We start from the raw sequence: 25,621 nt of genomic DNA, 5'->3' as shown, positions 1-25,621 counted from the left end.
CTTCCCGGCAATCGGATAGGCGTCTTATTTTATCGGGATGGAGAGGGTGACAGTAGTTCCTTCATTTTCCTTGCTGGCGATTTTAATCGTGCCGCCAGCGCGTTCAACCAGCCGTTTGGCAATGGATAGTCCAAGGCCGTTCCCGCCTTTTTCCCGGCTTCTTTCTTTGTTAATTCGATAGAAGCGGTCAAAGATGAGCGGAACTTCCTCTTCCGGGATCCCTAAGCCGAAGTCTATGATTTCTAGAATCAGGAAGCCATCTTTCGCTTCGCTTCGGAGGATTATTGATCGGCTGTCCCCTGAATATTTAATGGCATTATCCAGCAGGATAATCAGGATCTGCGTTAAATGGTCAGCGGAAAGGGTGATTTCTATTCTCTCCAACGGAGATAGATCCGTTTCAATGGTAAATTCACTGTGCAGCGTCCTGAGCTCTTGTGCGATGTGCTCCATGACTGAGGTTGGATCGTACTGCCGGACTTCCATGCTGTCCGGCAGCGATTCGGCCCGGCTCAGATACAGCAGTTCCTCCACAAGGGAAGATAGGCGGCGAATTTCCTGCAGGGAAGCCTGAAGTGATTCATCGAGTACCTGTGGATCTCCTTTGCCCCAGCGCTGCAAGAGGGATAAATGGCCTTCAATGATGGCTACGGGAGTACGCAATTCATGAGAAGCGTCTTCTACGAATTGCTTTTGCTGGTAGAATGAAGTTTCCAAACGGTTCATCATCTCATTAAATATTTTACTCAGGCGGGATAACTCGTCGCCGTTATCATAGAAATCGACACGCATACTTAAATCTTCTTCATGAATCCGCTGCATGGTATCGGTAATAGATTGGATAGGCATAAGCAGCTGCCTGGAAAGGAAGTAGCCCCCTAATCCATTCAGGATAACTGCGCTTAAACTAGCGGCGAGAATGATAAGCAGGATGGTTGTTACCATCTGATCGGTATCTTCCTGATTGCGTGCGATTTCTATCGTTCCCGTGAAATAATCGCTTTTTAGCGGAACACGGATGAGCAGAATATGTGTGTCATCGCTGCGTTTAATGTTCATCAGCTTGCGCACCTCGGAATACTGGGGTCTCACCGTGGTAAGTGGAAGCCTATTAGACACCTCAACAATCGGGTGGTTTTCCCTGTCTATAATCCGGATAAATTGGCCCTTATCATTTACGTCGCGCAAAAAACTCCGGCTCTGCATGACATCGAATAGTGTAAGGGTGTCTTGCTTATCCGCAAAATATCCGGTGATTTCGCTCACGGACTCCTCCATGCGTGCCTCGGCCTGCCCATAAATCCACCGGTCAATCACAATATATTGAAGGGAATTATAGAGAAAGAATAAAACCGTGAGCAGGATGGTGGACCAAATGGCAAGCTTCCATTTGATAGGCAGCTTTAGAAAACGCTGATACAGCCTCGTCATTTTCGGATCACGTAACCCATCCCACGCACCGTCTGAATGAAACTTTCCTCACCTGGGTTATCAAGTTTGTTGCGGAGATAACGAATATATACATCAACCACATTCGTCTCAACGGCGCTGTCATACCCCCATACCTGATCCAGCAGCATATCCCGTGTCATCACCCGGTTGATATTTCGCATGAGCGATACGAGAAGCTCATATTCGCGGCGGGTTAATGTCACATTCACGCCGTTTTTTAACACAACCTGGGATTCCGTATTTACCTCGATATGGCCGTAGGTAAGTATTGGAGACTCTTCCTCTTTGGCTTCAACCCGGCGGAACAGCGACCGCATCCGTGCAAGAAGTTCTTCGATTGCAAAGGGCTTGGGAATATAGTCATCTGCTCCGCTATCAAGCCCTGACACTCTATCCAACACGCTTGTCCGCGCAGTGAGCATAATAATAGGGGTATCTTTTACAGCCCGCACTCTGCGGCAGATCTCCATTCCGTTGAGGCCTGGCAGCATTAAATCAAGCAGGATGATATCCCATTCGCCATTAAGCGCAGCCTCAACACCTTCTCTTCCATCATGGCAGATGGTAACATGGAAGCCCTCATGCTGGAGCTCAAGCTCGATAAAACGGGCTAAGTTTTTCTCGTCTTCAATTACTAGAACCTTTTTCATCGCGTCTTCTCCTCGACTTACGTTTTCTTACCCTGTAATAAAACAGCGTACTAACAGTGCTGATGATTAAGACCGCTACAGCTGCCCGGGTCAGCCATTCTTCATGGAAGTCGGGGGGCAGCGCATTCAAGATACTTAACATTATAATAAAGATTCCCGAAAAAATCAGAATGGAGATAACGGTTATAGCGATAAGAAAGCTGGTGGAGCGCTTCGCAATAAACGATTGTTTCATCATGTTTCCCTCTCAGTTGAAATAAAAATGCATGTTTTTTTATTTTAGCCTGAGATTCTAAAAATGTACTTAAGTAAGAATGAATAGGCTTAACTTGTTTCTCATGTAAGAATCATCAATTTCTCATAAATAGGGTGCATTGGAATGCGGTTTGTTAAACATCGGGGATTCGCTGACAAAAAGGTGAATCCTCTTACTTAACGCCATAGAAATGGTTCAGAGCTTCCGGCAGCTGGCTCTGCCAGAAGCCCCAGTCATGCCCGCCATCCTGCTCGGTGTACACCACGTTGGCGCCTTTTTCTTCGAGTAGCTGTTTCATGTCGCGGTTTATGGAAAGAAAGTCAGATGTTCGCGCGCCAAACTCTACGGCAGTTTCCCTGGTGCCGACCAGCATATAGATATGCAGGTAGTCCAGCCTATTATGCAGGCGTACATTTTTCATAGTCGGTCCATAGAAGGCGCCAGAAAGAGAAAGCACTTTCTGAAACAAATCAGGCCTGTTTATCGCAAGATCCAGGCTTACGGTCCCTCCAAGCGAATCGCCAGCTAGCGTTCTTTCACCTGTTGAGTATTCCCGTTCAACAGCTGGTACAAGTTCGTGTATAAAGAAGTTCTTATACATTTCATTGCGGGGTTGTCCTGTACCGTATTCTTGGGTTCGGTTATCGTGGGATACTGTAACAGCTGTAATTATAAAAGGAAACAGTTCGCCATTTAGAATTCTCTCGTTGGCAATTGTCGCAATGCGTCCGAAGTTCAAAAACTGCTCGCCATCCTGCGTATAGAGCACGGGATAACCCTGTTCCGGGTTATAACCGGGGGGCAGGTATACCTTGTAGGAGCGAGTTTCGTTAAGGTGCTGGCTATCTATTTCTCTCCGTACGATGGTACGTTTGCGAATGTTGGAATCCATTTGAGAAATTTCCTCCTTTTAATATGTAAGCGTAAAAAAAATGGACATGATAATGATGGAGTGCTATACTCTTCGCGGGTAAAGATTAGTAGAACTGTACTTGTTCTGCAACAAGCGGTGTACTAGTTGCGGATTGTACTATTACAGTAGGGAAAATATCCCTTTCACGTATATTCTAACAAAAAAGGAGTTGTCACGATGTTACAGATTCTTTCTCCTGAAGGCAAGGTTGTTGGCAATAAAAGTATGCCCGAAGTCTCTGATGAGAAGCTCCAGGAACTGATGAGAAAAATGGTTTATACCCGGGTATGGGACCAGCGTGCAATTAGTTTAAACCGCCAGGGACGCCTAGGATTTTACGCGCCGGTAGCCGGTCAGGAAGCTACCATGTGTGGAAGCCAGAGTGCGCTGGGCAAAGAAGACTTTATTCTTCCAAGCTATCGCGATATTCCGCAAATGGTCTGGCATGGTTTCCCGCTCCACAAAGCTTTTCTCTATTCTAAAGGTCACTATCAAGGCGGGCAAATTCCAGAAGATGTAAACGTGCTCATGCCACAGATCATTATCGCGGCGCAAATTACCCAGGCAATGGGTGTTGCAATGGGCTTCAAGCTAAATAATGAAAAAAGAGTCGCTATCACATACATAGGTGACGGCGGTACATCCCAGGGTGATTTCTACGAAGGATTGAACTTTGCAGGCGTATATAAAGTTCCTGCTATCTTCTTCGTGCAGAATAACCAGTATGCGATCTCTACTCCGTTCTCTAAACAAACAGCGGCTGAGTCGATCGCAGCCAAAGCGCAGGCAGTAGGTATCAAAGGCGTGCGCATTGACGGAATGGATGTACTATCCGTTTACAACACAGTAAAAGAAGCTAGAGAACGCGCGCTGGCAGGTGAAGGCCCTACCCTTATTGAAGCCCTCACTTTCCGCTACGGCCCCCACACGATGGCCGGGGACGATCCGACGCGCTATCGCCAGCAGGAAGAAATGACAGAGTGGGAGCAAAAAGATCCGCTCATCCGCTTCCGTTCTTACCTGGAAAGCAAAAACCTCTGGTCCAAAGAGGAAGAAGATAAAGTAATCGAACAGGCGAAAGCTGAAATTGCTGAAGCCATTAAACTGGCAGATGCAGCACCGAAACAAAAGGTTACAGACCTGATTGATATTATGTACGAAGAAAAAACTCCGGCGCTGCAAGAGCAGTACAATGAGTACACGCAGAAGGAGATGAAATAACAATGGCACAAATGACAATGATCCAGGCCATTACAGATGCTTTGCGTACAGAAATGAAGCGCGACGAGAAAGTACTCGTTTTTGGTGAAGACGTTGGCGTAAACGGAGGCGTATTCCGCGCGACTGAAGGGCTTCAAAACGAATTCGGTGAAAACCGCATATTTGATACACCGCTTGCAGAATCCGCAATTGGCGGTATGGCAGTAGGCTTAAGCCTTGCGGGCTTCCGTCCGGTGCCTGAAATTCAATTCTTTGGCTTCGTGTTTGAAACGATGGATGCGATTGCTTCCCAGGCAGCGCGTCTGCGCTACCGTTCAGGCGGTCGCTATAATGCGCCTATTACGGTCCGTGCACCATTTGGCGGCGGCGTAAAAACACCTGAGCTTCATGCCGACAGCCTCGAAGGTTTATTCCTGCAAACACCAGGGGTAAAAGTAGTTATCCCTTCTAATCCATACGATGCAAAAGGGCTCTTGCTCTCCGCCATCCGCGATAATGATCCGGTTATTTTCCTTGAGCATATGAAACTGTATCGTTCATTCCGTCAGGAGGTTCCGGAAGGCGAATACACGATTCCGCTTGGCAAAGCCAACGTTGTGAAAGAAGGCGAAGACGTAACGATTATTACGTATGGTGCGATGGTCCAGACTTCACTAAAAGCAGCAGAACAAATTGAAAAAGACCGCGGCATCACGGTAGAAGTCATTGACTTACGCACGGTCAACCCAATCGACTATGAAACAATTATTACTTCTGTAGAGAAAACGAACCGTGCCATCGTTGTGCAGGAAGCGCAGAAGCAGGCAGGCGTAGCAGCTGAAGTTATTGCGCAGATTAATGAACGGGCTATCCTGTCCCTGGAAGCGCCGGTTCTTCGCGTAACATCACCTGACACGGTGTTCCCTTTTGCGGCTGCTGAAGATGTATGGCTCCCGAATCCCGCACGCGTCATTGAAACCTTAAACAAAGTACTTGATTTTTAATATAGAGGAGGGACAACAGTCATGGCAGCATTTCAGTTTAAGCTCCCGGATATCGGTGAAGGTATCCATGAAGGGGAAATTGTAAAATGGCATATCAGCGCTGGGGATACGGTTGAAGAGGACCAGATTATCCTTGAAGTGCAGAATGATAAAGCAGTTGTAGAAATCCCGTCTCCTGTTAACGGTAAAGTTCTTTCTATTAAAGTAGAGGAAGGGACCGTTGCAGTAGTAGGGGATGTACTCGTTGAGTTTGAAGTAGAAGGCGAAGTACCCGCACAGCCATCTCATGGGGAAGAACCGCAAGTAGCCCCGGCACCTCAGGCGCAAGCTGAAGCTCCTGCAGCACAGGCTGCCCCTGCACAACCAGCAGCGCAGCCTCAAGCCGCACCACAGCAGCCTGTAGATGAGAACAAAAAGGTTTTTGCTACACCTGCTGTTCGTAAACTGGCTCGTGAAATGGGCATCAACATTCGTTCGGTGAACGGTACTGGCAGGAACGGACGCATTACGAAAGAAGACCTTGAGCAATTTGCTACAGGCGGAGCACCTGCAGCGGCTGCACCGGCTGCGGCTACAGCAGCTCCGGAAGCACAGCAGGCAGCTGTTCAGGCTCCTGCAGCAGCGGTTGCGGCTGGCGGACTCGAAGAGCGCGTGCCGCTCCGTGGCATTCGCAAAGCGATCGCTTCTGCAATGGTGAAGTCCATGTATACCGCTCCTCACGTTACCGTAATGGACGAGGTAGATGTAACGAAGCTTGTAGAAATGCGCCAGCGCTTCAAGCCTGTAGCCGAGAAAAAAGGCGTAAAATTAACATACCTGCCTTTCATCGTGAAGGCTGCTTTAGCCGGCCTGCGTGAGTTCCCTGAAATGAACGCAAGCATCGACGATGAGAAAAATGAAATCGTATTGAAGAAATACTATAACATTGGAATCGCTACTGCGACCGATGAAGGCCTGATGGTGCCGGTCATTAAAGATGCAGACCGCAAGCCAATCTGGAAAATTGCCAGCGAAATTTCTGAACTTGCCGGTAAAGCGCGCGACCGCAAAGCAAGTGCGGACGAGCTTAAAGGCAGCACGTTCTCCATCACGAACATCGGTTCTGCCGGCGGTATGTTCTTCACACCGGTTATTAACTATCCGGAAGTGGCAATTCTAGGTGTAGGGCGTATTGCAAAGAAACCTGTGGTAAATGAAGAGGGAGAAATTGCAGTAGGCCAAATGCTTGCTCTTTCCTTAAGCTTTGACCATCGTTTAATCGACGGTGAAATGGCACAGCTGTACATGAACTACATTAAAGGGCTGCTGCAAAATCCGGAAATGCTCGTAATGGAGGTGTAAGATCATGGTAGTTGGTGAATTTACAACAGAAATTGATGTCCTCGTCATTGGTGCAGGTCCTGGCGGGTATGTGGCGGCAATTCGCGCTGCCCAGCTCGGAAAAAAAGTTGCAATTGTTGATAAAGCTGAAGTCGGCGGCGTGTGCTTAAACCGTGGATGTATTCCTTCTAAGTCTCTGATCAGTGCGGCTCATCGGTATGAGCACGCGCTGCACGGCAGCGATATCGGGGTTAATGTGGAAGGCGTTACCGTTGATATGAAAAAAGTACAGGAATGGAAGCAGTCCGTCGTTAATAAACTGACCGGCGGGGTTGCATCTCTTCTCAAAGGCAACAAGGTAGAGGTAATTGAAGGCGAAGCCTTGTTCGTTAATGAAAACGAAGTGCGGGTCTTTAAGGGGTACGAAGTAAATCGATACCACTTTAACCACTGCATTATCGCAACAGGCTCACGTCCGATTGAAATTCCATCACTTCCATACAGTGAGCGGATTCTTTCTTCAACGGAAGCCCTTACCCTTGACCATATTCCAGAGAAACTGCTCGTAGTAGGCGGCGGCTATATCGGAATTGAGCTTGGTACGACTTTTGCTAAATTTGGTTCCAAGGTTACGATTCTTGAAGGGTCTGACAGCATTCTGCCTGGTTTTGAGAAGAATCTGACAGCAGCTGTGAAGAAGAAGCTGAAAGGTCTTGGCGTTGAAATCAAAACAGAAGCCATGGCTTCGAAGAGCGAAGTTACAGCCAACGGGGTAACCGTTACAGCTTCCGTTAAAGGACAGGAAGAAACGTTTGAAGCGGATTACTGTCTCGTAACAGTTGGACGCCGTCCAAATACGGACAACCTGGGCCTAGAGTCTATCGGCATGAAGTTGAATGAACGCGGCTTTATTGAAGTGGACAAGCAGGGGCAGACAAACATTCCAAACGTTTATGCGATTGGGGATATTGTGCCAGGCCTAGCTCTTGCGCACAAAGCTTCTTACGAAGGCAAAGTGGCAGCTGAAGCGATTGCTGGCCAGCCTAGTGAGGTAGATTATCTGGCAATCCCTGCTGTTGTGTTCTCTGATCCGGAAATCGCCTCTGTTGGCCTGGATGAAACGACAGCGAAAGCCCAGGGCTTGAAGGTGAAAACCGGCCGTTTCTCCTTTGGAGCCAACGGCCGTGCGCTCAGCTTAAACGAACCGGATGGTTTCGTTAAAGTGGTTGCGGATGAAGAAGATGGACGTGTTCTCGGTGTGCAAATCGTTGGTGCCGGTGCTTCTGATCTGATAGCTGAAGCAGGCCTTGCGATTGAAATGGGTTCAACCCTCGAAGACATCGCGCTCACCATCCACGCTCACCCAACACTTGGTGAAGTGGTCATGGAAGCAGCAGAAAATGCGCTTGGACAGGGTATCCACTCTTTATAATTGGTTGTAATGGATGTACAAAAGAAAGCAGAACGATGAATTTCATCGTTCTGCTTTTTTAATGCCCGGTCGTGAGCACCGCCACCCTTCGACAGGTGTTCAAATTTCTTCGGCAGGTGGATCAGTGAGGCTCAATCTTTTCTTTGTCTAAAAGACCTTACACAAAATAATTTACGTCATCCCTAATGGCAAAGGCTTTAGATATCGCAGGAAAATGAACTTTTTGTGTAATATCTACACACGGATGTGTTATTTTGTGTATTTTTGGTGATAATGAATATTTTTTGGATTTATCCGACAATATCTTTAGGGAACTAATGGCTCAAAGGGAGTTATACCGTAAGCACGCCGAAAATGGGGGGCATCATAAATATGTTTGAACGCCCCGAAGGAAAAGTAGAATTAAGTGACCCTGTTAAATCCTCTATACGCTTAGAGACTATGGCATTTGCAAATGAAACAAGAGAAAGATTGGGCATTAGCCCCATCGAGCCTATCGAGGTGATTCAACACATCGAGAGGGATGGGGTTTTTGTTTTTCAGATTAAGAATTTGGGAAGTTCTGGTTTTGTTCGTGTATTTGGCGATCAAAAAGCGATTTTTGTCAATGCCGATCACTCATTAGGCCGACAATATTATACGAACGCTCATGAGTATTGCCACGTTGTTCGCGATTTGAACAAAATTCAAATACTAAAAGAACTTCCGGAAGAAGAGCGAAAGCAGCGTTTGGATCAAATTGAAGAGTTCGCCTTCAAGTTTGCAGATTATTTCTTAATGCCCGAACCGGCTATCTACAAATCGCTTGAGACTTTAGGCATCTATGATTATAAAATAATATCAGTAACCGATGTTATACGGATCCAACACCACTTTAATGTTAGTTACCGTCAAACGGTTAGGATGTTGAATAAAGCAAACGTAATATCAGATGAGCAACGGCATGAACTCGGGAAGTTAAGGTCCAAAGAGAATCCAGATGAGCTTTTGTCTTTAACAACACAAGCCGGTTTTAATATTGCTACACTTGCTTTAGGATTAGAGTATTCAAGAATTCCTTCTATTCTTGTAGAAGAGATTATAGCTAACATCCGCAATAGCAGAATGACCTACAAAAAAGTAAAGCATCTCGAGGATTTATTAGGCATCTCGTTAAAGGAGTATTGGCCTGTAGAAGAGAATACTACATCCCCGTAAGACCAAGAGCCTTCAGATTGGAGATGGGATTAAAGTATGAGTACAGCTGTTGTCATCTCTGATACTGATAAATTTCATTCCCAGGTTTTCCATCTATACAATAAAGTCAACTGTGTTAAACAAACAAAAGGAATATGGGACAAGCTTTCTCCTGAATTAAGAAGAGATTAATGAGAAAAAACGCGAGCTACGAGGCATGCTTGATCCGGGTGAACTTGATTGTTACGCCTATTCTGTTGGCATGGGAATTGATGCAATTATGAGCAATGACGCAGGCGCACGGGAGATAATAAGGTACGAATCGGATGATCAAAAGGTAGTAATGAACTTTGCCCAACTTCTTATCCTTGGAGCTAACTTGGGTAATTTTACTATGAGCCAAGCAGAGCAATATTATGAGCAAGTAAAACATCGAAATCGTTTGAATAATCTTGCTAACTTTAACCACCAGGTTAGTATTTTTAACACTTACACAGTTAAGCATCCTTGGGTGCGAAACAATTACCCTTCTCTTTATCGTTGATTATTGTTACTATCGAATCAATTTCATAGTTACTTTTGCTCGGATGCTAAGACTCTCAGAATTTCAATATTTTTATTTTAAAACGACCGTAGGTCGTAATGTGTTACGCTGCTTTGCAATTTAATCTAGTGTTAATACGGTCAACAGCAATTTTACAAGCGTTGAATAGTAAGCATGTTAAATCTACTTGAACTCTTCCAAGCTCTTCTGAGCGGTATCGTAGGTTATTTAGCTGGAAATATTCTTTTAAATAGGCATTTACTCGTTCAACAGAAGTGCGTTCTTTATAAAGCTTTTTCGCTTCCTCGCTGTCTAGCGTGAAACATATATGTTAATGATAGAGCTATCATACTTTTTACAAGGGGAATAGCTCAATGAAAACTAATGAACAAGACTTAGAAATGTATCAAGCAGCTTTACAACTTGAATATCCTTGGTATGTCATCCGCAAGGAATTTGATTTGAACAATGGTCGTTTGGATATTTATTTAGATTTTGATCGTAAGGGCAACTTTCCCTGTGCCACTTGTGGTACAAAGAACCAGCCCTTCTATGACATCGTGGTAAAGGAACGTGTCTGGCGACACTTGGATTTCTGGCAGTATACCTCTTTTCTGCATGCTCCTCTTCCGCGTGTACGTTGCGAGCAATGCGATAAAGTGAAAGCTGCTTCTGTTTCTTGGTCTCGCCCAGGCAGCGGCTTTACGGAACTCTTCGAGTTTCGGGTATTAGAACTTGTAAAAGAAATGCCGGTGAATGCGGCTGCTCGTATTATGCGCGAACATGACACCCGTTTATGGCGTACTCTTCGCTTCTATGTCGATAAGGAACTCGAAAAGCAAGATTTGTCAAAGGTAACGAAAGTGGCCATTGATGAAACATCCTCTAAAAGAGGACATCAATATGTGAGTTTAGTTGTTGACATACAACAGCGAAAAGTCATCTTTGCTACAGAAGGAAAAGACGCTTCTACACTGAAGCGATTTAAAGCTGAATTAGAGACGAAAAATGGAGCAGCAGAACAAATAGAAGAATTCTGCAGTGATCTATCTCCCGCTTTTATTCAAGGAGTGAAAACCCACTTTCCTAATGCAAATCATACCTTTGATAAGTTTCATATTTTGAAGCTGATTAATGAAGCGGTCGATGAGGTGCGTCGACAGGAACAAAGAGAAATACCGGAACTAAAAAGAAGCCGGTATGTTTGGCTTAAAAATGAAAAGAATCTCAATGTAAAACAGAAAGAGCAGCTCATTCGCTTAAAAGAAATGAATCTGAAAACGACGAAAGCGTATCATCTAAAGCTGGCTTTTCAAGATTTCTGGACAAGGCCCGCCTTACTAGCCGATCTTTATTTGCAAGAATGGTACAACTGGGCTGTTCGCTCCCGGCTTGAACCGATGGTTCAAGTAGCGAAAACCATTAAGCATCACAAACAAGGCATTTTACAATGGTTTCAGTCGAAAATAACCAATGGTCTCTTGGAAGGCATCAATAGCCTTGTTCAAGCAGCAAAACGTAAAGCACGAGGCTATCGAACGATACAAAATCTTATGACGATGATTTACCTAATCGCTGGAAAGTTAGAAATAGCCAAGTAAAGAAAAAAGGACAATTACCGGTATGAAAACAAGCATCATTCGCTCGTCCAACCAATAACAGTCCCTGTCCTACTCCAAGTATGAACAGGATAAGAAAAACATATACCGGGTGGATTCAAGCGGATTTCGTGAGTTTAACCAATAACAGTTCCCTGTCCTATTAATCTTTTAAATTATCTCTAAATCATGGTAATTAGCGAAGAGCCGAAAAAAGGACAATTACCGGTATGAAAACAAGCATCATTCGCTCGTCCAACCAATAACAGTCCCTGTCCTACTCCAAGTATGAACAGGATAAGAAAAACATATACCGGGTGGATTCAAGCGGATTTCGTGAGTTTAACCAATAACAGTTCCCTGTCCTATTAATCTTTTAAATTATCTCTAAATCATGGTAATTAGCGAAGAGCCGCTTTTTCCATGCTTTACTACCTCGTGATGGAGCAGGATAACGTCGTAAATCCGTTGTCTTTTTGATTTTAATAATTTTTTGACATAGCGTATCATGCGCAAGCGGACAATCTATACATTCGTTCGGTCTGGAATATTTCAGCGTCTCGTATTTCTTATCATAGCTGTCATACCGATAGGAATGTTCCCGTACACACGTAGGGGCAAAATGCTTGTCAACACCGATAGGTGGTGCTTCATTGCGTTTATTATACGCAATAATACTATCCGCCTTCATGCGATAAATTTGTTCATAAATTGGTTTGTAATCATAGCCAGCATCCGCCATCACTCTCGTGATGTTTAGGAGAGGAAATCGCTCAGCTAGTCCTTTCAGCAAGGGAATGGCGGCTTTAGCATCATTCATGTTACCTGAACAAAGCAAGTTAACCAGAATGTATTGGCTTTTGGTTTCAACAGCCAGGTGAAGCTTATATCCATACCAGTAAACATGTTTGTTCTCAAAATTTTTCTTAATTCCCCAACCAGGAGAACAGGGCATCTCTTTCTGAAGTTCACCGAAGGTATGGTTTAATTGTTTGTCAATTTTGTGTTCAAAAAGAGGAAGTGCGTTTTGAATTTCCTCTTGTTCTTTTTTCCATGATTCCACGTCTTCTCTTTTCTTGCGACCGCGTTTTTTCGGTTCTTTGACAGGTCCTTCCACCTTACTTTCTTGCTTTTCTGGAGCCTGGTCTCTCGCTTCAATGTGGGTAGCATCGATTGCAATATGTTCACCATCTATGAAGCCTTCTTTAATTGCATGTAAAAGAAGTTCATGGTTCATTTCATTCAACACATTGGATGTTTTCATTTTTTGGACCAAACGTGAAAAAGAAGCTTCAGACGGAACTCGATCCGAAAGAGCAAAACCGCAGTCTAAAAAGAACAGCATGTCTTTTTTCAATCGACGAACAAGAAGTTTAATCGTTGGAATGCCTTCTAAAATACGGGCAAACAGTGAATAGATCATGGATGCATAATTAAGCGATTGTGGAGCACCCTCTCTTACCTTCTTGGATACAATTTTGAGTAGCGGCATAATATTAATGCCTTCAAAAATTGCTTCAAAACGATGGGTAGGTTCTAAATCTAATAAATCTTGCAGGGAAAACAAACAGCCTTGACGAATTGAATACATGAGGAGACCAACCTTTCTCATTGAGTTGTCTGGACAACTACTCTATTCGAGATTTGAGGAGGTACTCCTTTTTTCTATGCTCGTTGAACCTTACGGTTCAAGGGTTGTGAATTGTGAAATTGATTCATACGTCTAAGTTATTGGATATTTAACTACTTTTCTTCCATTTGAAGAATAAAAATCAAAAAAGGTATAAATATAATGAATTTGAGAATATTCAATAGAAGAATTATAAAGTTTTTCTTCGGAGATGAATGAGATGATAACGCTATGAAACAGAACAGGAGTTCACTTGCCCAAAAATATCTTTCTCCACTTCACCAACTTAATTAGGGTCAAAAGACAAGCCACTACAATACATAAGCTGGTAGCTATAAAATCACAAACCAACAATAGTTTCGGAGCATTGCGAACCTCATAAACGTGAGAATGTAAACCAGCAATCAGCAGGATCAGCCATAAGGCAGTAACTATTCCTACTCCTAACGAAACAAGCACTTTATAGAAAGATGTTTCTTTTTGTAGTAGCAGAAATAAAACAGTTACTACACACTTTAGAATAGTTAATATCATTAAAAATACATATTCACCAGTGGTTGGGACAGGGTTTGAATCACCGATAAAAAGGGTGGTAAATACAAATTCAATAACAAATAAAACAAGGAATACAGTCAACGAAAAAATTGCATGGATGAAAGAAATGATTGAATTCCATATTAGTGACTTCATGGTTACAAATCTCCCTCTCCCTGCTTATATGCAATAATCTCCACTAATTTTAAAATGATTATGAATGGGGATAAATATATATTCGGTTATAGATAGATTTGCATCCGCTTGTGACGGCATAGTGTAGGATGATATACTTCCGATAAAAACAGGCATCGTAGGCCGATGTAAATAGAGGAGAGTCATGATGAGTTTTTTTGGTCAAAAAATTTTGCCGGCAGCTAAAACCATTAAGGATTTTGAAAAAATTATCGACAGTTCCTTTGAATATGGTGTCTTTCTTGATACCCACATTGCCCAGCTAAAATCGCTCTATAATATGGCTAGATCAAATGGGAAAAAGATGCTCCTGCACGCGGATTTAGTCCAGGGCCTGAAAAACGATGAATATGCGACGGAATATTTGTGCCAGGAGATTCAACCGTTTGGAATCATTTCAACCCGGGCAAATGTCATTTTAAAAGCGAAACAAAAAGGGGTACTGGCCATACAACGAATTTTTCTACTGGATACGAATGCCCTCGAGAAAAGCTATGCACTCTTAGAAAAAACCCGTCCCGATTACATAGAAGTGCTGCCAGGAGCCATGCCGTTCATTATAAAAGAAGTATATGAGAGAACGAACATCCCGATTTTCGCAGGAGGGTTGATAAGAACCGTAAGCGATGTAGAACGTGCACTCGAAGCCGGAGCTGTCGCGATCACTACCTCAAATCGCGCATTATGGGAAAATTACTAACTTTAAAATTAAATGTTGACGCTTTCAATTCATTCAAGTATGATAAAGACAAGTTAATAAATGTGACGGAGAAAAGGAGATTCACATCTGTAATTCCTCGATTGGGGATAGATGTGAATTTTCTTTTTTTGTACTCAAAAAGAAAGTATGCCACGTTAAGGTTCTAAAGCGTTTTTTATTGCTTAACTGGGGACCGTATTGTCTTCAAAACGCTAAAGATTAAAGCGGTTACAAAACATCAATCAAAAGGAGGAACAAGGGATGTCACCATTTGTGGGAGAACTTATTGGAACGATGATTCTCATTATTCTAGGTGGCGGTGTGTGTGCGGGTGTTACGTTGAAGAAGTCTCTTGCACAGAATTCAGGCTGGATGGTAGTTACGATGGGGTGGGGTTTAGCTGTAGCGGTTGCAGCCTACGCAGTTGGAAGAATAAGTGGTGCCCACTTAAACCCTGCCTTAACTTTAGCTCTCGCATTTAAAGGGGATTTCCCCTGGAGCCAGGTTCCTTCCTATATCGCGGCTCAAATGATTGGTGCGATACTGGGAGCCACTGTCGTGTATCTTCATTATTTGCCGCATTGGAAAGAGACGGAGGATCCGGCCGCGAAGCTTGGCGTATTTTCTACCGGACCAGCTATTGAATATTCCTTTGCCAATCTATTAAGTGAAATCATCGGAACCTTCATCCTGGTATTAGGAATACTCGCGATTGGCGCGAATAAGTTTGCAGAAGGGCTCAACCCGTTCATAGTTGGATTTCTCATCGTGAGCATTGGCCTATCGCTTGGCGGCACGACGGGTTATGCGATTAACCCTGCTCGCGACTTAGGGCCACGAATTGCCCACTTTATCCTGCCTATCCATGGAAAGGGATCATCTAATTGGAAATATGCCTGGATCCCGGTTGTGGGCCCATTGCTAGGCGGTTCATTTGGCGGTTTATTTTATAAGGCTGTGTTTCAAGGAAAAGTAACACCCAGCTTCTGGTATGTACTGCTGGCCATGATCGTTGTGCTGGCCATCTCGATGATATCCGGGAAAAAGCCGGAGACCGCCAAAACAAAAAGTGAATATGCGGCCTAAACCTTTTAAAAAAATATAAAGCTATTGGAGGACTGTTAAATGGAGAACTATATTTTATCACTCGATCAGGGAACAACGAGTTCCCGCGCCATTATTTTTAATAAAAAGGGTGAAATTGTTCATACGGCGCAGCAGGAGTTTAAGCAGTATTTTCCGAAACCGGGCTGGGTAGAACACAATCCAAATGAAATATGGGGCTCTATTCTTGCGGTGATTGCCACAAGTCTATCTGAGTCAAATATAAGCCCTGATCAAATCGCAGGCATTGGCATTACCAATCAACGGGAAACAACGGTTGTATGGGACAGGACAACAGGCCAGCCTGTTTATAACGCAATCGTCTGGCAGTCCCGCCAGACAAATGACATCTGTGAAGATCTGAAAAGCAGGGGGTTGAATGAGCGATTCCGGGAGAAAACCGGGCTGTTAATTGATGCTTATTTCTCAGGCACAAAGGTTAAATGGATTCTCGATCACGTGGAGGGGGCCAGAGAAAAGGCTGAGAAGGGTGAATTGTTATTCGGGACCATCGATACATGGTTAATATGGAAGCTATCCGGCGGCAAAGTGCATGTAACCGACTACTCCAACGCATCCCGCACCTTGATGTATAACATTCATGACTTGAAATGGGACGACGAGCTGCTCGAGATTTTAACGATTCCTAAATCGATGCTGCCAGAAGTCCGGCCTTCATCTGAAGTTTATGGCCATACCGTTGACTACCACTTTTTTGGCAAAGAGGTGCCGATCGCCGGCGCTGCCGGGGACCAGCAGGCAGCATTGTTTGGGCAAGCGTGCTATACGGAAGGGATGGCCAAAAACACATATGGCACAGGCTGCTTTATGTTAATGAATACGGGAACCAAAGCGGTTTCTTCCAATCATGGGCTTTTAACGACCATTGCCTGGGGATTAAACGGAAAAGTAGAATATGCGTTAGAAGGAAGCATTTTTGTCGCAGGTTCCGCCGTCCAGTGGCTCAGAGACGGGCTGCGGATGTTTAAGGAAGCCAAAGACAGTGAAGAATATGCCGTTCGCGTCGCCTCAACAGATGGGGTATACGTTGTGCCGGCTTTCGTAGGACTTGGCACTCCTTACTGGGACAGTGAGGTTCGCGGAGCTGTGTTTGGCGTCACGCGCGGGACAACGAAAGAACATTTTATTCGTGCGACCCTAGAGTCGCTTGCCTATCAAAGCAAGGATGTTTTAACGGCCATGGAAGCCGATTCGGGTATTTCTTTGAAAACGCTGCGCGTTGACGGTGGTGCCGTAAAAAATAATTTCCTGATGGAATTCCAGAGTGACATTTTGGGTGTGCCGGTAGAACGCCCGGTTATTAATGAGACCACGGCACTGGGTGCAGCGTATCTTGCAGGATTAGCGGTAGGTTATTGGGAGAGCCAGGAACAAATCTCGCAACAATGGAATATCGAACACTGTTTTGAAGGGTCCATGTCAGAAGATGGGCGCAATGAACTTTACGATAGATGGAAAAAAGCTGTGAAGGCAGCTATGGCTTTTAAATAATACAGAATTGTGATATGCTAAAGTTAAGTTAATAATACGGTAGGAGTTTAGGAGAGACCGAACCTTCATTACAGCTTTTCATACAGCTGTATTGTTTAGGGGCGGTCTCTTTTTATTTGGTTTCGAATTCATATACCCAGGAGGCGTCCATAATGACAGCATTTTCAGGTTTGAATCGGTCACAACAGCTCGAGGACATGAGTGAGCAGTCCTTCGACTTGCTTGTTATAGGGGGAGGAATTACAGGTTGCGGGATTGCGCTCGATGCAACGACACGCGGAATAAAAACAGCGCTTGTTGAAATGCAGGATTTTGCGGCTGGCACCTCTAGCCGTTCAACTAAACTGGTACATGGAGGGCTTCGCTATTTAAAACAGTTTGAAGTGAAAATGGTAGCGGAAGTAGGAAAAGAGCGGGCGATCGTGTATGAAAATGGACCGCATGTTACCACGCCAGAATGGATGCTGCTCCCTATGCATAAAGGAGGGACATTCGGAAAGTTTAGCACATCTATCGGTTTAAGACTGTATGATTTTCTGGCAAACGTAAAACGCGGTGAGCGCCGAAAAATGTTGAATAACCAGCAGGCAATAGATAAAGAGCCGCTTCTCAAACGGGAAGGACTACTGGGTGGCGGATATTATGTAGAATATCGGACGGATGATGCCCGTTTAACCATTGAAGTGATCAAGGAAGCTGTAAAAAGAGGAGCAAAAGCCGTAAATTATGCCAAAGTAGAAGCGTTTATCTATCGCGATGGCAAAGTTATCGGTGTCCGCGTGCACGATCAGATTAGCGGAAAAACATATGAGCTTTTTGCTAAGAAAATTGTCAATGCAGCAGGGCCATGGGTGGATACGCTGCGTGAGAAAGATCATTCAAAAAAGGGCAAGTCACTTCAGCTGACGAAAGGCGTTCATCTTGTCATTGACCAGAAACGTTTCCCGCTCAAGCAGGCCGTTTATTTTGATACGCCGGATGGCCGAATGGTTTTTGCGATTCCACGTAACGGAAAGGCCTATGTAGGCACAACGGATACATTCTACGGCGAAGATCCTGTAAGTCCTAAAATGACAGTGGCTGACCGAACCTATATTATTGATGCAATTAATTATATGTTCCCTAAAGTAAACATTACGGAGAAAGACATAGAGTCCAGCTGGGCCGGTGTACGGCCGCTGATTCTTGAAGAAGGAAAAGACCCCTCGGAAATTTCACGTAAGGATGAAATCTGGCAATCCGAATCCGGACTTATTACGATTGCTGGGGGGAAACTGACAGGCTATCGTAAAATGGCTGAAACCATCGTTGATCTTGTCGCTAGTTTGCTAGGCAAGGAATTATCAACAACGTCCCCGGCTTGCAAAACGAAACACCTGCCGATTTCAGGCGGAGATGTAGGGGGATCGGCTCATTTCGCAAGTTATATTGAAAAGATGGCACAGGAAGGAATCAAGAAGGGCTTTACACCACAACAGGCGGGACGGTTAGCCCGTACGTATGGATCCAATGTGAACCACTTGTTTGACAAGTCTGCTGGCTACAACCAAGATGCAGCAGCAACTGGCTTGCCTCTTGACCTTTATGCATCGCTTGTGTATGGGCTTGAACAAGAAATGGTCTATAAGCCGGTTGACTTCTTTATTCGACGGACCGGATATCTTTTCTTCGATATCGACATGGTGTACAAGTGGAAGACGACGGTCATTGAATTTATGGCGGAACGGCTAAAGTGGAGCAAGGAAGAGAAGGAGAAATATGTGCAGGAATTAGAGGTTCAATTGCATGACGCCGTTGTCCCGATTGACGATCGTTCACGAAGTAACGAAAAAGGATTTCATAATAAAAATGCAATCTGAAATGTGCGTAGTTGTTGTAAATGAACAAGCGAGGCACGGTTCCTTCCTCGTCAGAGTGTGGATAAATCATTTTAAATATATTTTTATAACTTTTTGTGTAACTACTTAGGTATCTCAAATGTTTTAATAATCTTTAAAAAGGGTATAGTCATCTAATTTCATTGAACGGAAAAAGAAAGAGGATGATGATGATGGAATTTACCCCGGTACAAGTCATGCAAATAAGCAAAGGTGACAAAGAGATCGCCGATTTCATTACTGCATTGCTTGAACAGAACCGACAGTTGAAAAAAACCGTTGAACAACAGGCGAAACGTATTGTTCAACTCGAATCCCGTGTCCAAGAGCTGGAACGCCAGCTTGGAAGCAATAGCAGTAATAGTAGTAAACCACCATCGAGCGATGGATTGCGAAAACCAAAGAGCCTTCGGCCTTCTGGTGGGAAGAAAGGTGCCCCGAAGGGGCATGATGGGCATACTCTCAAAATGGTAAGCCAACCTGATGAAATTAAATGGCATACCATCGAATCCTGTTCCCGCTGTGCCACTTCCCTTGTCGATTTGCCAGTGGAGGCTTATACACGTCGGCAAGTGGTCGATCTACCGCTTCCCCGCCTAGTTGTTACAGAGCACCGATCAGTTTCAAAATGTTGCCCAAATTGCGGAACCAAACAGCACGCTGCATTCCCAGAGAACGTGCAGGCACCGGTTCAGTATGGAGATAGCTGGAAGGCGTGGTGTGCATACCTAAACAACTATCAACACCTGCCTCTTGAACGCATCTGCCAATTGTTCGAAGACATGACCGGACACCGTCCAAGCGAAGCTACCTTGCTCAGTCATCTTGAAGCGCTCTCCGTTCAATTGGAACCTATCGAGAAAGTAATTCGTCAACAACTGGTTAGCAGTGATTTGGTGCATGCGGATGAAACCGGGATGCGTATCGAAAACAAAACGCAGTGGCTGCATACTGTGAGCAATATCGACTGGACATTGTATAATGTCCATAAAAAACGAGGTAAAGAAGCCCTTAACACCAACGGTGTTTTACCGAATTACACCGGCATCCTAGTCCACGATTGTTGGGCACCGTACTTCTCTGACGAATTTCGATTCGAGCATGCACTTTGTGGCGCTCATCTTCTCCGCGAATGCCAGGGAATTATCGATTATGATAAACATCAATGGGCAGCCGACATGCAAGCGCTGCTCCGGGAAGCCTGGCAGCAAACAAAAAAAACACGGAGGGCTGAGAGACCAGTTGAAGCAAAGGTAATAGCTGATCTGGAAACTCGCTACGATCAAATTCTTTTTCGAGGCGCAGAGGAATGGAAAACCCCTCCTCCTGCACCTGATGCTCCTTTAAAAAGGGGCCGAAAGGCCAAAAGCAAAGCAGCTAACCTTGGCGAGCGATTCATTCTGCACAAAACCGCCATAATGCGGTTTCTTCGAGATGATCGAGTGCCTTTTGACAACAGTCAAGCAGAACGTGACATTCGAATGATGAAAATCAAGCAGGAAATTTCTGGATCCTTCCGTACAGAAGAGGGAGCCAAGCAATTTGCGCGCATCCGCGGCTTCATTTCCACGCTTCGAAAACAAAAACTGGATGTACTCGCTTCTATTATTTCTGTCATACGCGGTCAGTTTTCATTCGGCTCACTGACCTAAGTAGTTACCTTTTTGTAATTTATATAAAGCTTAAATCCGTCTACCTAAGAGACGGGTTTTTATTTTCGTTATTGCTATTTAACGATCGGGCAGGATAGTGTGATAACCGAAGAGAAAGTATTATTGAAAATAGCATTGAAAACTAAAAAATCCAGACCGAATGAAAATAGCCCTCAGTGGAGACTAAAAAAGGTGACACCATATACATAAAGCAATGGCGTCACCTTTTTCTATTTATCATAAACAAGAAATCGATTGAGTTCTTCTTTGGTTAGTTCTTGCGGTTTCTTTCCTTTCTCACGGCAATACCGATACATGGCTCCTAACTTAATTATGGGCTCACCTGGTTGTGGCGCGGCATAGATTCCATCTGGGAAACCTTCGTCAAACTCTTTCATCTCATCACGAAGCACGTTACCACTCTCCGTCTTCACATTGTAACCTGTCTTAGTTGCTGTCATGATAGTCATTAGTTTCACCTCTTTCGCCACAGTCTAACACCTCCAGGTACATATTTTGCTACTAACATTTGAACTTCTTCTGGTTCAAAGATAACATTGCGCCCTAAACAGAATCCACCTAACTTTTCAAAAAAGGAATGGTTTCATCTTTTGATTGCAATTGCACATAAATTAGCACCTAAACCTGCATACTTTTGAATCAGGTTTCTTTGTCCTTTCTTGATGAAGCTTTTGTTATTTTGCGGATTCAACATGGCGTACATGCACACAAAAAAAATCTCGATGATGGTTTGCCTTAACAGAAACTAGACCTTCAACAACATTTGGATTCTCTTCGGTTATCAAAGCATAAACGTCAAATCCAGCTTCGATGTCCTTGGCCCAATATAACAAGTCTCTTGTACCTTATCTTTTTTTTATTTTTTGAGGCGATCCCTTATGCAAACGTCGACGGTGGCGCCCGGTCACCCCTTAGAAAGGTTTACCCGGAAGGAATTTTGGGAAGGTATATAAGAAAATTCGGCTGACTCCTGCGTTAAGGCTTGATGCCAGCCGAATTTTCTATATGCCAAACGATTGGGGATGGCGTGCACAGTGGGAATTGTCTTCATCCTTATTTATTTTATCATTGTGTTTATTGTTATAGAGATCGCTACCGTTCTTCTGATACTATCCGGATTAAAAAAGGATGTGGCAAGATTTCAGGCCATCTCCATGCTAACGGGAACCGGCTTTACAACGATTGAATCCGAGTTAATTGCCAGACACCCGATTCGGAAGAAGATCGCCATGTTTCTTATTTTATTCGGTGCGTTTTCACTGGCTGTTATTATTTCGTCGTTAAGTACGATACTGGCGCAGCATTCAGGTATTCCCCAGCTCTCTATTATTGCCGTAGTGATGGCTGTCGGTTATTTCATTATAAGAAGCAAACCTGTCGAGCGTTATCTGGAGAGGCATTTAAAATCGAATCTACAAAAAGAATATATGATACATGAGCTTCCGATTGAAGACGTGTTATATATTAGCCGCGATGATTTATTCATAGAAGTGGTCATCTACATGCACTCTCCTTTTATTGGTAAGAGAGGCAGCGAAATTGCGCCCAAAACAATAGACATGCTCATTCTATTTATTAAGCGGGGCGAGGAATTTATACGAAACCGGGCGTATGACACACAAATCCGGGAAGGCGATACGCTTTTCGTTTACGGAAATAAACAAGTGATTCAGGGGATATTTGGCGAAGAGATTTCAAAGAAGGAACAAGTAAAAAAGGATGCAACCAATACCACCAGCAAACTGGTGCCGTGACATGTTTGTATGTTTGTAAATCATGGATTGACCAGGCCGGGAAGGAGTGACATAATTTCAACAAAGCCGTGTTGATTTCTGTATAATCAGGAAAACTATAAGATAAGCACGGTAAGGAGTTGGATAATTTGGAGAAAAATATAACATTAAGTACGGATCTTTACCAGATTAATATGATGTATGCCTATTATAAAAAAGGAATGGCGGATACGCGCGCTGTCTTTGATGTGTTTTACAGAAAAAATCCTTGTGGAAGCGGATACGCGGTTTTTGCGGGCCTTGAGCAGGCCCTTGCGTATATTACATCTATTGAATTTACAGATCGAGACATTGATTACCTTAGGACGGTCCATCCGTATGACGAGGGATTTCTCGATAAACTCCGCAGTTTCAAATTTACAGGCAGCATTTACGCCATGGACGAGGGAGAGATAATTTTTCCGGGTGAACCGCTCATGCGGGTGGAAGCACCCATTTTTGAAGCGCAAATGATTGAAACCGCTTTGCTAACGATGATTAACCACCAAACGCTTATCGCAACGAAGGCCGCCCGGATCGTGGAGGCTGCCAAAGGCGATAGCGTGCTTGAATTCGGCTTGCGCCGGGCCCAGGGAACGGAGGCCGGTTATTATGGCGCGCGCGCTGCCTTTATCGGCGGTGTTGCAGCGACTTCCAATGTTTTGGCAGGCCGCGATTTTGATATTCCCGTTCAGGGAACGCATGCGCACAGTTTTGTGCAGGTATTTGACAATGAACTGGATGCCTTTCAGGCTTATGCTGAAGCCTTCCCGGATAACACCGTGCTGCTCGTGGATACATACGATTCTCTTTCAGTGGGCATCCCACACGCGATTAAGATGGCAAATGAACTGAAAAAATGGGGTAAACGCCTGCTGGGTATCCGGCTTGATTCCGGTGATTTGGCCTATCTCTCCAAAAAAGCCCGGGCGATGCTGGATGAAGCGGGGCTTGAGGACGTTGCCATTGTTGCTTCCAGCGATTTAGATGAGCATTTAATTAAAGATTTGAAAAACCAGGGCGCGTGCATTTCCATCTGGGGAGTCGGGACCAATCTCATCACTTCCAGTGATTGCCCTGCGCTTGGCGGGGTGTACAAGCTTGCTGCTGTCCAACAAAACGGAGAGTGGGAACCGCGGCTTAAAATCTCGGAAAATCCCTCGAAAATTACGAATCCTGGGTTCAAGAAAGTCGTGCGGTTTTTTGATGACAAATCAGGCCAACCGCTCGCGGATTTAATCGCGCTGGAAGGTGAGCACATCCCTGAGGATGAAATTACGCTTTTCGACCCGCTTTTTCCGCATAAAAGAAAAACGATACGCGACTACCGCATGAAGAGCCTGCTTTCCGAGGTTGTCGCAAACGGAAGAAAAACAGCAGATAGTCCAAGCCTAAAAGTGCTGCAGCAGCGGATGCAGGAACGCCTTAAGGTCTTTCCGCAGGAAATCCGCCGCCTGACGAATCCACATGGCTATCATGTTGATTTAAGCCAGAAATTATGGGATTTAAAACAGGAGCTTATCAATAAAGATAGAGAATAAAATTTATTTTGGCAGTTTGCAACTTTCAGACCCCTTCATACGTAAGAAGAGTGATAAGATTTTCCAAATGTGGAGGGGTTAGAAGTGAAGAAGAGGAGCATGCTTGTAACAGGGTTGGTTAGTCTTTCAATGCTTATGGGGTCGCCGGTGGCAAATGCACTGGCTGCGGGGAGTACATACATCGCACCCTCACACAGCAACTTAATCACTCGCGGAGAATTTTTTAATCTACTGGTAAACGCTGTGGATCTGTCGCAAGTTGAAGCCATCCAGAATTTCAAAGATGTGAATAAGACAAGCCCATACTATGCTGCGGCAGCCAAATTGCAAGGAAATCATATTGTTTCGGGTTTTACCGATCATACTTTGCGTCTCAACCAGCCGGTTAAACAAATTGAGGCGATCGCTTTTATTGGACGGGCGCTGGGCATTCCGAATAGCCCGCTTGCAGGCTCATCCTCACCGCTAGCGGAAAAACACTGGGCCTATAATTTATCCACCTGGTTTAATGGCGTTAAAGCGAACATGGATTGGACACAATCGGATAAACTGCTCACGAAAGAAGAGGCGCAAACGTTAATCCAACAGCTTCTTTCCACCTCTGCCGATGTTCAAACCAAATTAGCGGATAGCCAGCAGAAGCAGTCCGAACTAAAATCTGCCTCCATGAAACTCAGCCTCTCCGCTAAGGTCGAAGGCAATGCCAAAGCCATCAAAGGCCATGAGCAGGAGTGGGCTATGGTTCAAAAGATGGTTAACCAGCTTGTGGTAAATGGGGACGCCGCTTATGTGTTGCCTGATAAAATGAAAATAAACATAGCGATGAACATGCCTGCTATGCCGAACATGCCAGCTATGTCCGGACCGATCAATATGGAGGAATACATCATCGGCAAAGATTTGTATCTGAAGACGCCTGCCGTTCCGGGAGGACAGGGCAGCCAATGGCTTAAAATCCCGAATGCGATGCCGGACATGGGTGCGCTCATGCAGCAGAAAACGCAGCTTTTGCCTCCGCAGCTGCAAAAATCTCTTTTCTATAGAGACCTGGGCAATGGGCAGTATGCATTCCAGGGGAAAATCAGCCATTTCTCAGATCTCGCTGGAATGTTTGACAACGGAACAGCCGGCTTGGCAGATATAAAGGCAGCCTTGCAGCAAGCGGATGCCCTTATCGGTTCGTTATACATTCAGGGAACGATGACGATCGATCCGAAAACCGGCCTGATGAGTGATATGGATGTGCAGATTGCCGTAACGCTTAATGATAAAGCAATTGGACAGGATATTCCGATTAAAAGCGTGTTCGTAAATGAAAAGATAAAAATGACAGACTATAATACCGATATTAAGATCGAGCTTCCTGCAGAAGCGAAAAACGCTCAAGTCATTCCTGCTTTTACAGGAATGCCGGGAGTTGCATCAGCCAATTAATCCGAACAAGAATGCGGCCATGATTGCAAATAATTGGCCTGGTTCCATGTAAAATAGAAGGAAGCGGACATTTAACCCTGTCCGCTTTTTCGTATTTTTATAAG

At 44.5% G+C, this 25,621-nt stretch carries 21 protein-coding genes and 2 pseudogenes; 15 read left to right on the top strand and 8 right to left on the bottom strand.

All coding sequences use genetic code 11. The annotated features are described in order from the left end of the window. Positions 1-24 precede the first annotated feature (24 nt). The 4 genes from PP175_RS19715 to PP175_RS19700 form a co-directional block, all read right to left on the bottom strand. On the bottom strand, positions 25-1,431 hold the full coding sequence (locus PP175_RS19715; RefSeq protein ID WP_272439939.1) for a sensor histidine kinase: 1,407 nt from the start codon (positions 1,429-1,431) through the stop codon (positions 25-27). Continuing rightward, entirely contained in the window at positions 1,428-2,102 is a 675-nt protein-coding gene (locus PP175_RS19710) for a response regulator transcription factor (RefSeq protein ID WP_272439938.1), read from the bottom strand. The genes PP175_RS19715 and PP175_RS19710 overlap by 4 nt, the downstream gene beginning before the upstream one ends. Next, positions 2,080-2,340, bottom strand: coding sequence for a hypothetical protein (locus PP175_RS19705; RefSeq protein WP_272439937.1), 261 nt, complete (start codon positions 2,338-2,340; stop codon positions 2,080-2,082). The genes PP175_RS19710 and PP175_RS19705 overlap by 23 nt, the downstream gene beginning before the upstream one ends. 190 nt (positions 2,341-2,530) lie before the next feature. Beyond that, a complete protein-coding gene (locus PP175_RS19700) occupies positions 2,531-3,250 on the bottom strand; it encodes an alpha/beta hydrolase (protein ID WP_272439936.1) in 720 nt (239 codons plus the stop codon). A 198-nt stretch (positions 3,251-3,448) separates the two neighbouring features. On the opposite strand from PP175_RS19700, the gene pdhA reads away from it, so the two are divergent. From pdhA to PP175_RS19670, 6 genes are all read left to right on the top strand, one after another. Beyond that, positions 3,449-4,492: a pyruvate dehydrogenase (acetyl-transferring) E1 component subunit alpha gene (pdhA, locus tag PP175_RS19695; protein ID WP_272439935.1), complete on the top strand. Its 1,044-nt coding sequence runs from the start codon at positions 3,449-3,451 to the stop codon at positions 4,490-4,492. 2 nt (positions 4,493-4,494) lie between these two features. After that, entirely contained in the window at positions 4,495-5,475 is a 981-nt protein-coding gene (locus PP175_RS19690; protein WP_272439934.1) for an alpha-ketoacid dehydrogenase subunit beta, read from the top strand. A gap of 21 nt (positions 5,476-5,496) precedes the next feature. After that, the gene (locus tag PP175_RS19685) at positions 5,497-6,816 is read left to right on the top strand and encodes a dihydrolipoamide acetyltransferase family protein (RefSeq protein WP_272439933.1); all 1,320 of its coding nucleotides are present in this window, start codon (positions 5,497-5,499) and stop codon (positions 6,814-6,816) included. A gap of 4 nt (positions 6,817-6,820) precedes the next feature. Continuing rightward, positions 6,821-8,227: a dihydrolipoyl dehydrogenase gene (lpdA, locus tag PP175_RS19680; protein ID WP_272439932.1), complete on the top strand. Its 1,407-nt coding sequence runs from the start codon at positions 6,821-6,823 to the stop codon at positions 8,225-8,227. A gap of 372 nt (positions 8,228-8,599) precedes the next feature. After that, positions 8,600-9,424: an ImmA/IrrE family metallo-endopeptidase gene (locus tag PP175_RS19675; protein ID WP_272439931.1), complete on the top strand. Its 825-nt coding sequence runs from the start codon at positions 8,600-8,602 to the stop codon at positions 9,422-9,424. 196 nt (positions 9,425-9,620) lie between these two features. Beyond that, positions 9,621-9,947, top strand: coding sequence for a hypothetical protein (locus PP175_RS19670; RefSeq protein WP_272439930.1), 327 nt, complete (start codon positions 9,621-9,623; stop codon positions 9,945-9,947). 103 nt (positions 9,948-10,050) lie between these two features. On the opposite strand, the pseudogene PP175_RS19665 reads toward PP175_RS19670, so the two are convergent. After that, positions 10,051-10,257: pseudogene (locus tag PP175_RS19665) on the bottom strand (transposase); the annotation flags it as partial. Positions 10,258-10,321: 64 nt separating this feature from the next. Here PP175_RS19665 and PP175_RS19660 point away from each other — a divergent pair. Then, complete coding sequence (locus PP175_RS19660) at positions 10,322-11,548, top strand: ISL3 family transposase (protein WP_272439165.1); 1,227 nt, start codon at positions 10,322-10,324, stop codon at positions 11,546-11,548. Positions 11,549-11,963: 415 nt separating this feature from the next. On the opposite strand, the pseudogene PP175_RS19655 reads toward PP175_RS19660, so the two are convergent. Together PP175_RS19655 and PP175_RS19650 are read right to left on the bottom strand one after the other, a co-directional pair. Then, positions 11,964-13,136: pseudogene (locus tag PP175_RS19655) on the bottom strand (transposase); the annotation flags it as partial. A gap of 288 nt (positions 13,137-13,424) precedes the next feature. Next, complete coding sequence (locus PP175_RS19650; RefSeq protein WP_272439929.1) at positions 13,425-13,865, bottom strand: hypothetical protein; 441 nt, start codon at positions 13,863-13,865, stop codon at positions 13,425-13,427. Between the two features lie 187 nt (positions 13,866-14,052). Here PP175_RS19650 and PP175_RS19645 point away from each other — a divergent pair, with 187 nt between their 5' ends. The 5 genes from PP175_RS19645 (at position 14,053) to tnpC (ending at position 20,749) form a co-directional block, all read left to right on the top strand. Then, a complete protein-coding gene (locus tag PP175_RS19645) occupies positions 14,053-14,604 on the top strand; it encodes a glycerol-3-phosphate responsive antiterminator (protein ID WP_272443329.1) in 552 nt (183 codons plus the stop codon). A 261-nt stretch (positions 14,605-14,865) separates the two neighbouring features. Further along, a complete protein-coding gene (locus PP175_RS19640) occupies positions 14,866-15,690 on the top strand; it encodes an MIP/aquaporin family protein (RefSeq protein WP_272439928.1) in 825 nt (274 codons plus the stop codon). A 39-nt stretch (positions 15,691-15,729) separates the two neighbouring features. Further along, positions 15,730-17,220, top strand: coding sequence for a glycerol kinase GlpK (gene glpK, locus PP175_RS19635; RefSeq protein WP_272439927.1), 1,491 nt, complete (start codon positions 15,730-15,732; stop codon positions 17,218-17,220). 152 nt (positions 17,221-17,372) lie between these two features. Continuing rightward, on the top strand, positions 17,373-19,079 hold the full coding sequence (locus PP175_RS19630) for a glycerol-3-phosphate dehydrogenase/oxidase (RefSeq protein ID WP_272439926.1): 1,707 nt from the start codon (positions 17,373-17,375) through the stop codon (positions 19,077-19,079). Between the two features lie 182 nt (positions 19,080-19,261). Next, a complete protein-coding gene (tnpC, locus tag PP175_RS19625; protein WP_272439925.1) occupies positions 19,262-20,749 on the top strand; it encodes an IS66 family transposase in 1,488 nt (495 codons plus the stop codon). A gap of 230 nt (positions 20,750-20,979) precedes the next feature. On the opposite strand, the gene PP175_RS19620 is transcribed toward tnpC, so the two are convergent. After that, a complete protein-coding gene (locus PP175_RS19620; RefSeq protein WP_272439924.1) occupies positions 20,980-21,240 on the bottom strand; it encodes a hypothetical protein in 261 nt (86 codons plus the stop codon). Positions 21,241-21,804: 564 nt separating this feature from the next. Between PP175_RS19620 and PP175_RS19615 the strand changes: the two genes are divergently transcribed. The 3 genes from PP175_RS19615 (at position 21,805) to PP175_RS19605 (ending at position 25,517) form a co-directional block, all read left to right on the top strand. Then, a complete protein-coding gene (locus tag PP175_RS19615) occupies positions 21,805-22,524 on the top strand; it encodes a TrkA C-terminal domain-containing protein (protein WP_272439923.1) in 720 nt (239 codons plus the stop codon). A gap of 128 nt (positions 22,525-22,652) precedes the next feature. Then, entirely contained in the window at positions 22,653-24,083 is a 1,431-nt protein-coding gene (locus tag PP175_RS19610) for a nicotinate phosphoribosyltransferase (protein WP_272439922.1), read from the top strand. Positions 24,084-24,167: 84 nt separating this feature from the next. After that, positions 24,168-25,517 (top strand): S-layer homology domain-containing protein, encoded by a 1,350-nt coding sequence (locus tag PP175_RS19605; RefSeq protein WP_272439921.1) that lies wholly within the window; start codon positions 24,168-24,170, stop codon positions 25,515-25,517. Positions 25,518-25,621: the final 104 nt, after the last annotated feature.

It is taken from the genome of Aneurinibacillus sp. Ricciae_BoGa-3 (assembly GCF_028421645.1).
Lineage (GTDB): Bacteria > Bacillota > Bacilli > Aneurinibacillales > Aneurinibacillaceae > Aneurinibacillus_B.
Note: the sequence above shows the minus strand (reverse complement) of the source record. Positions and strands in the feature narration are given on the sequence as shown.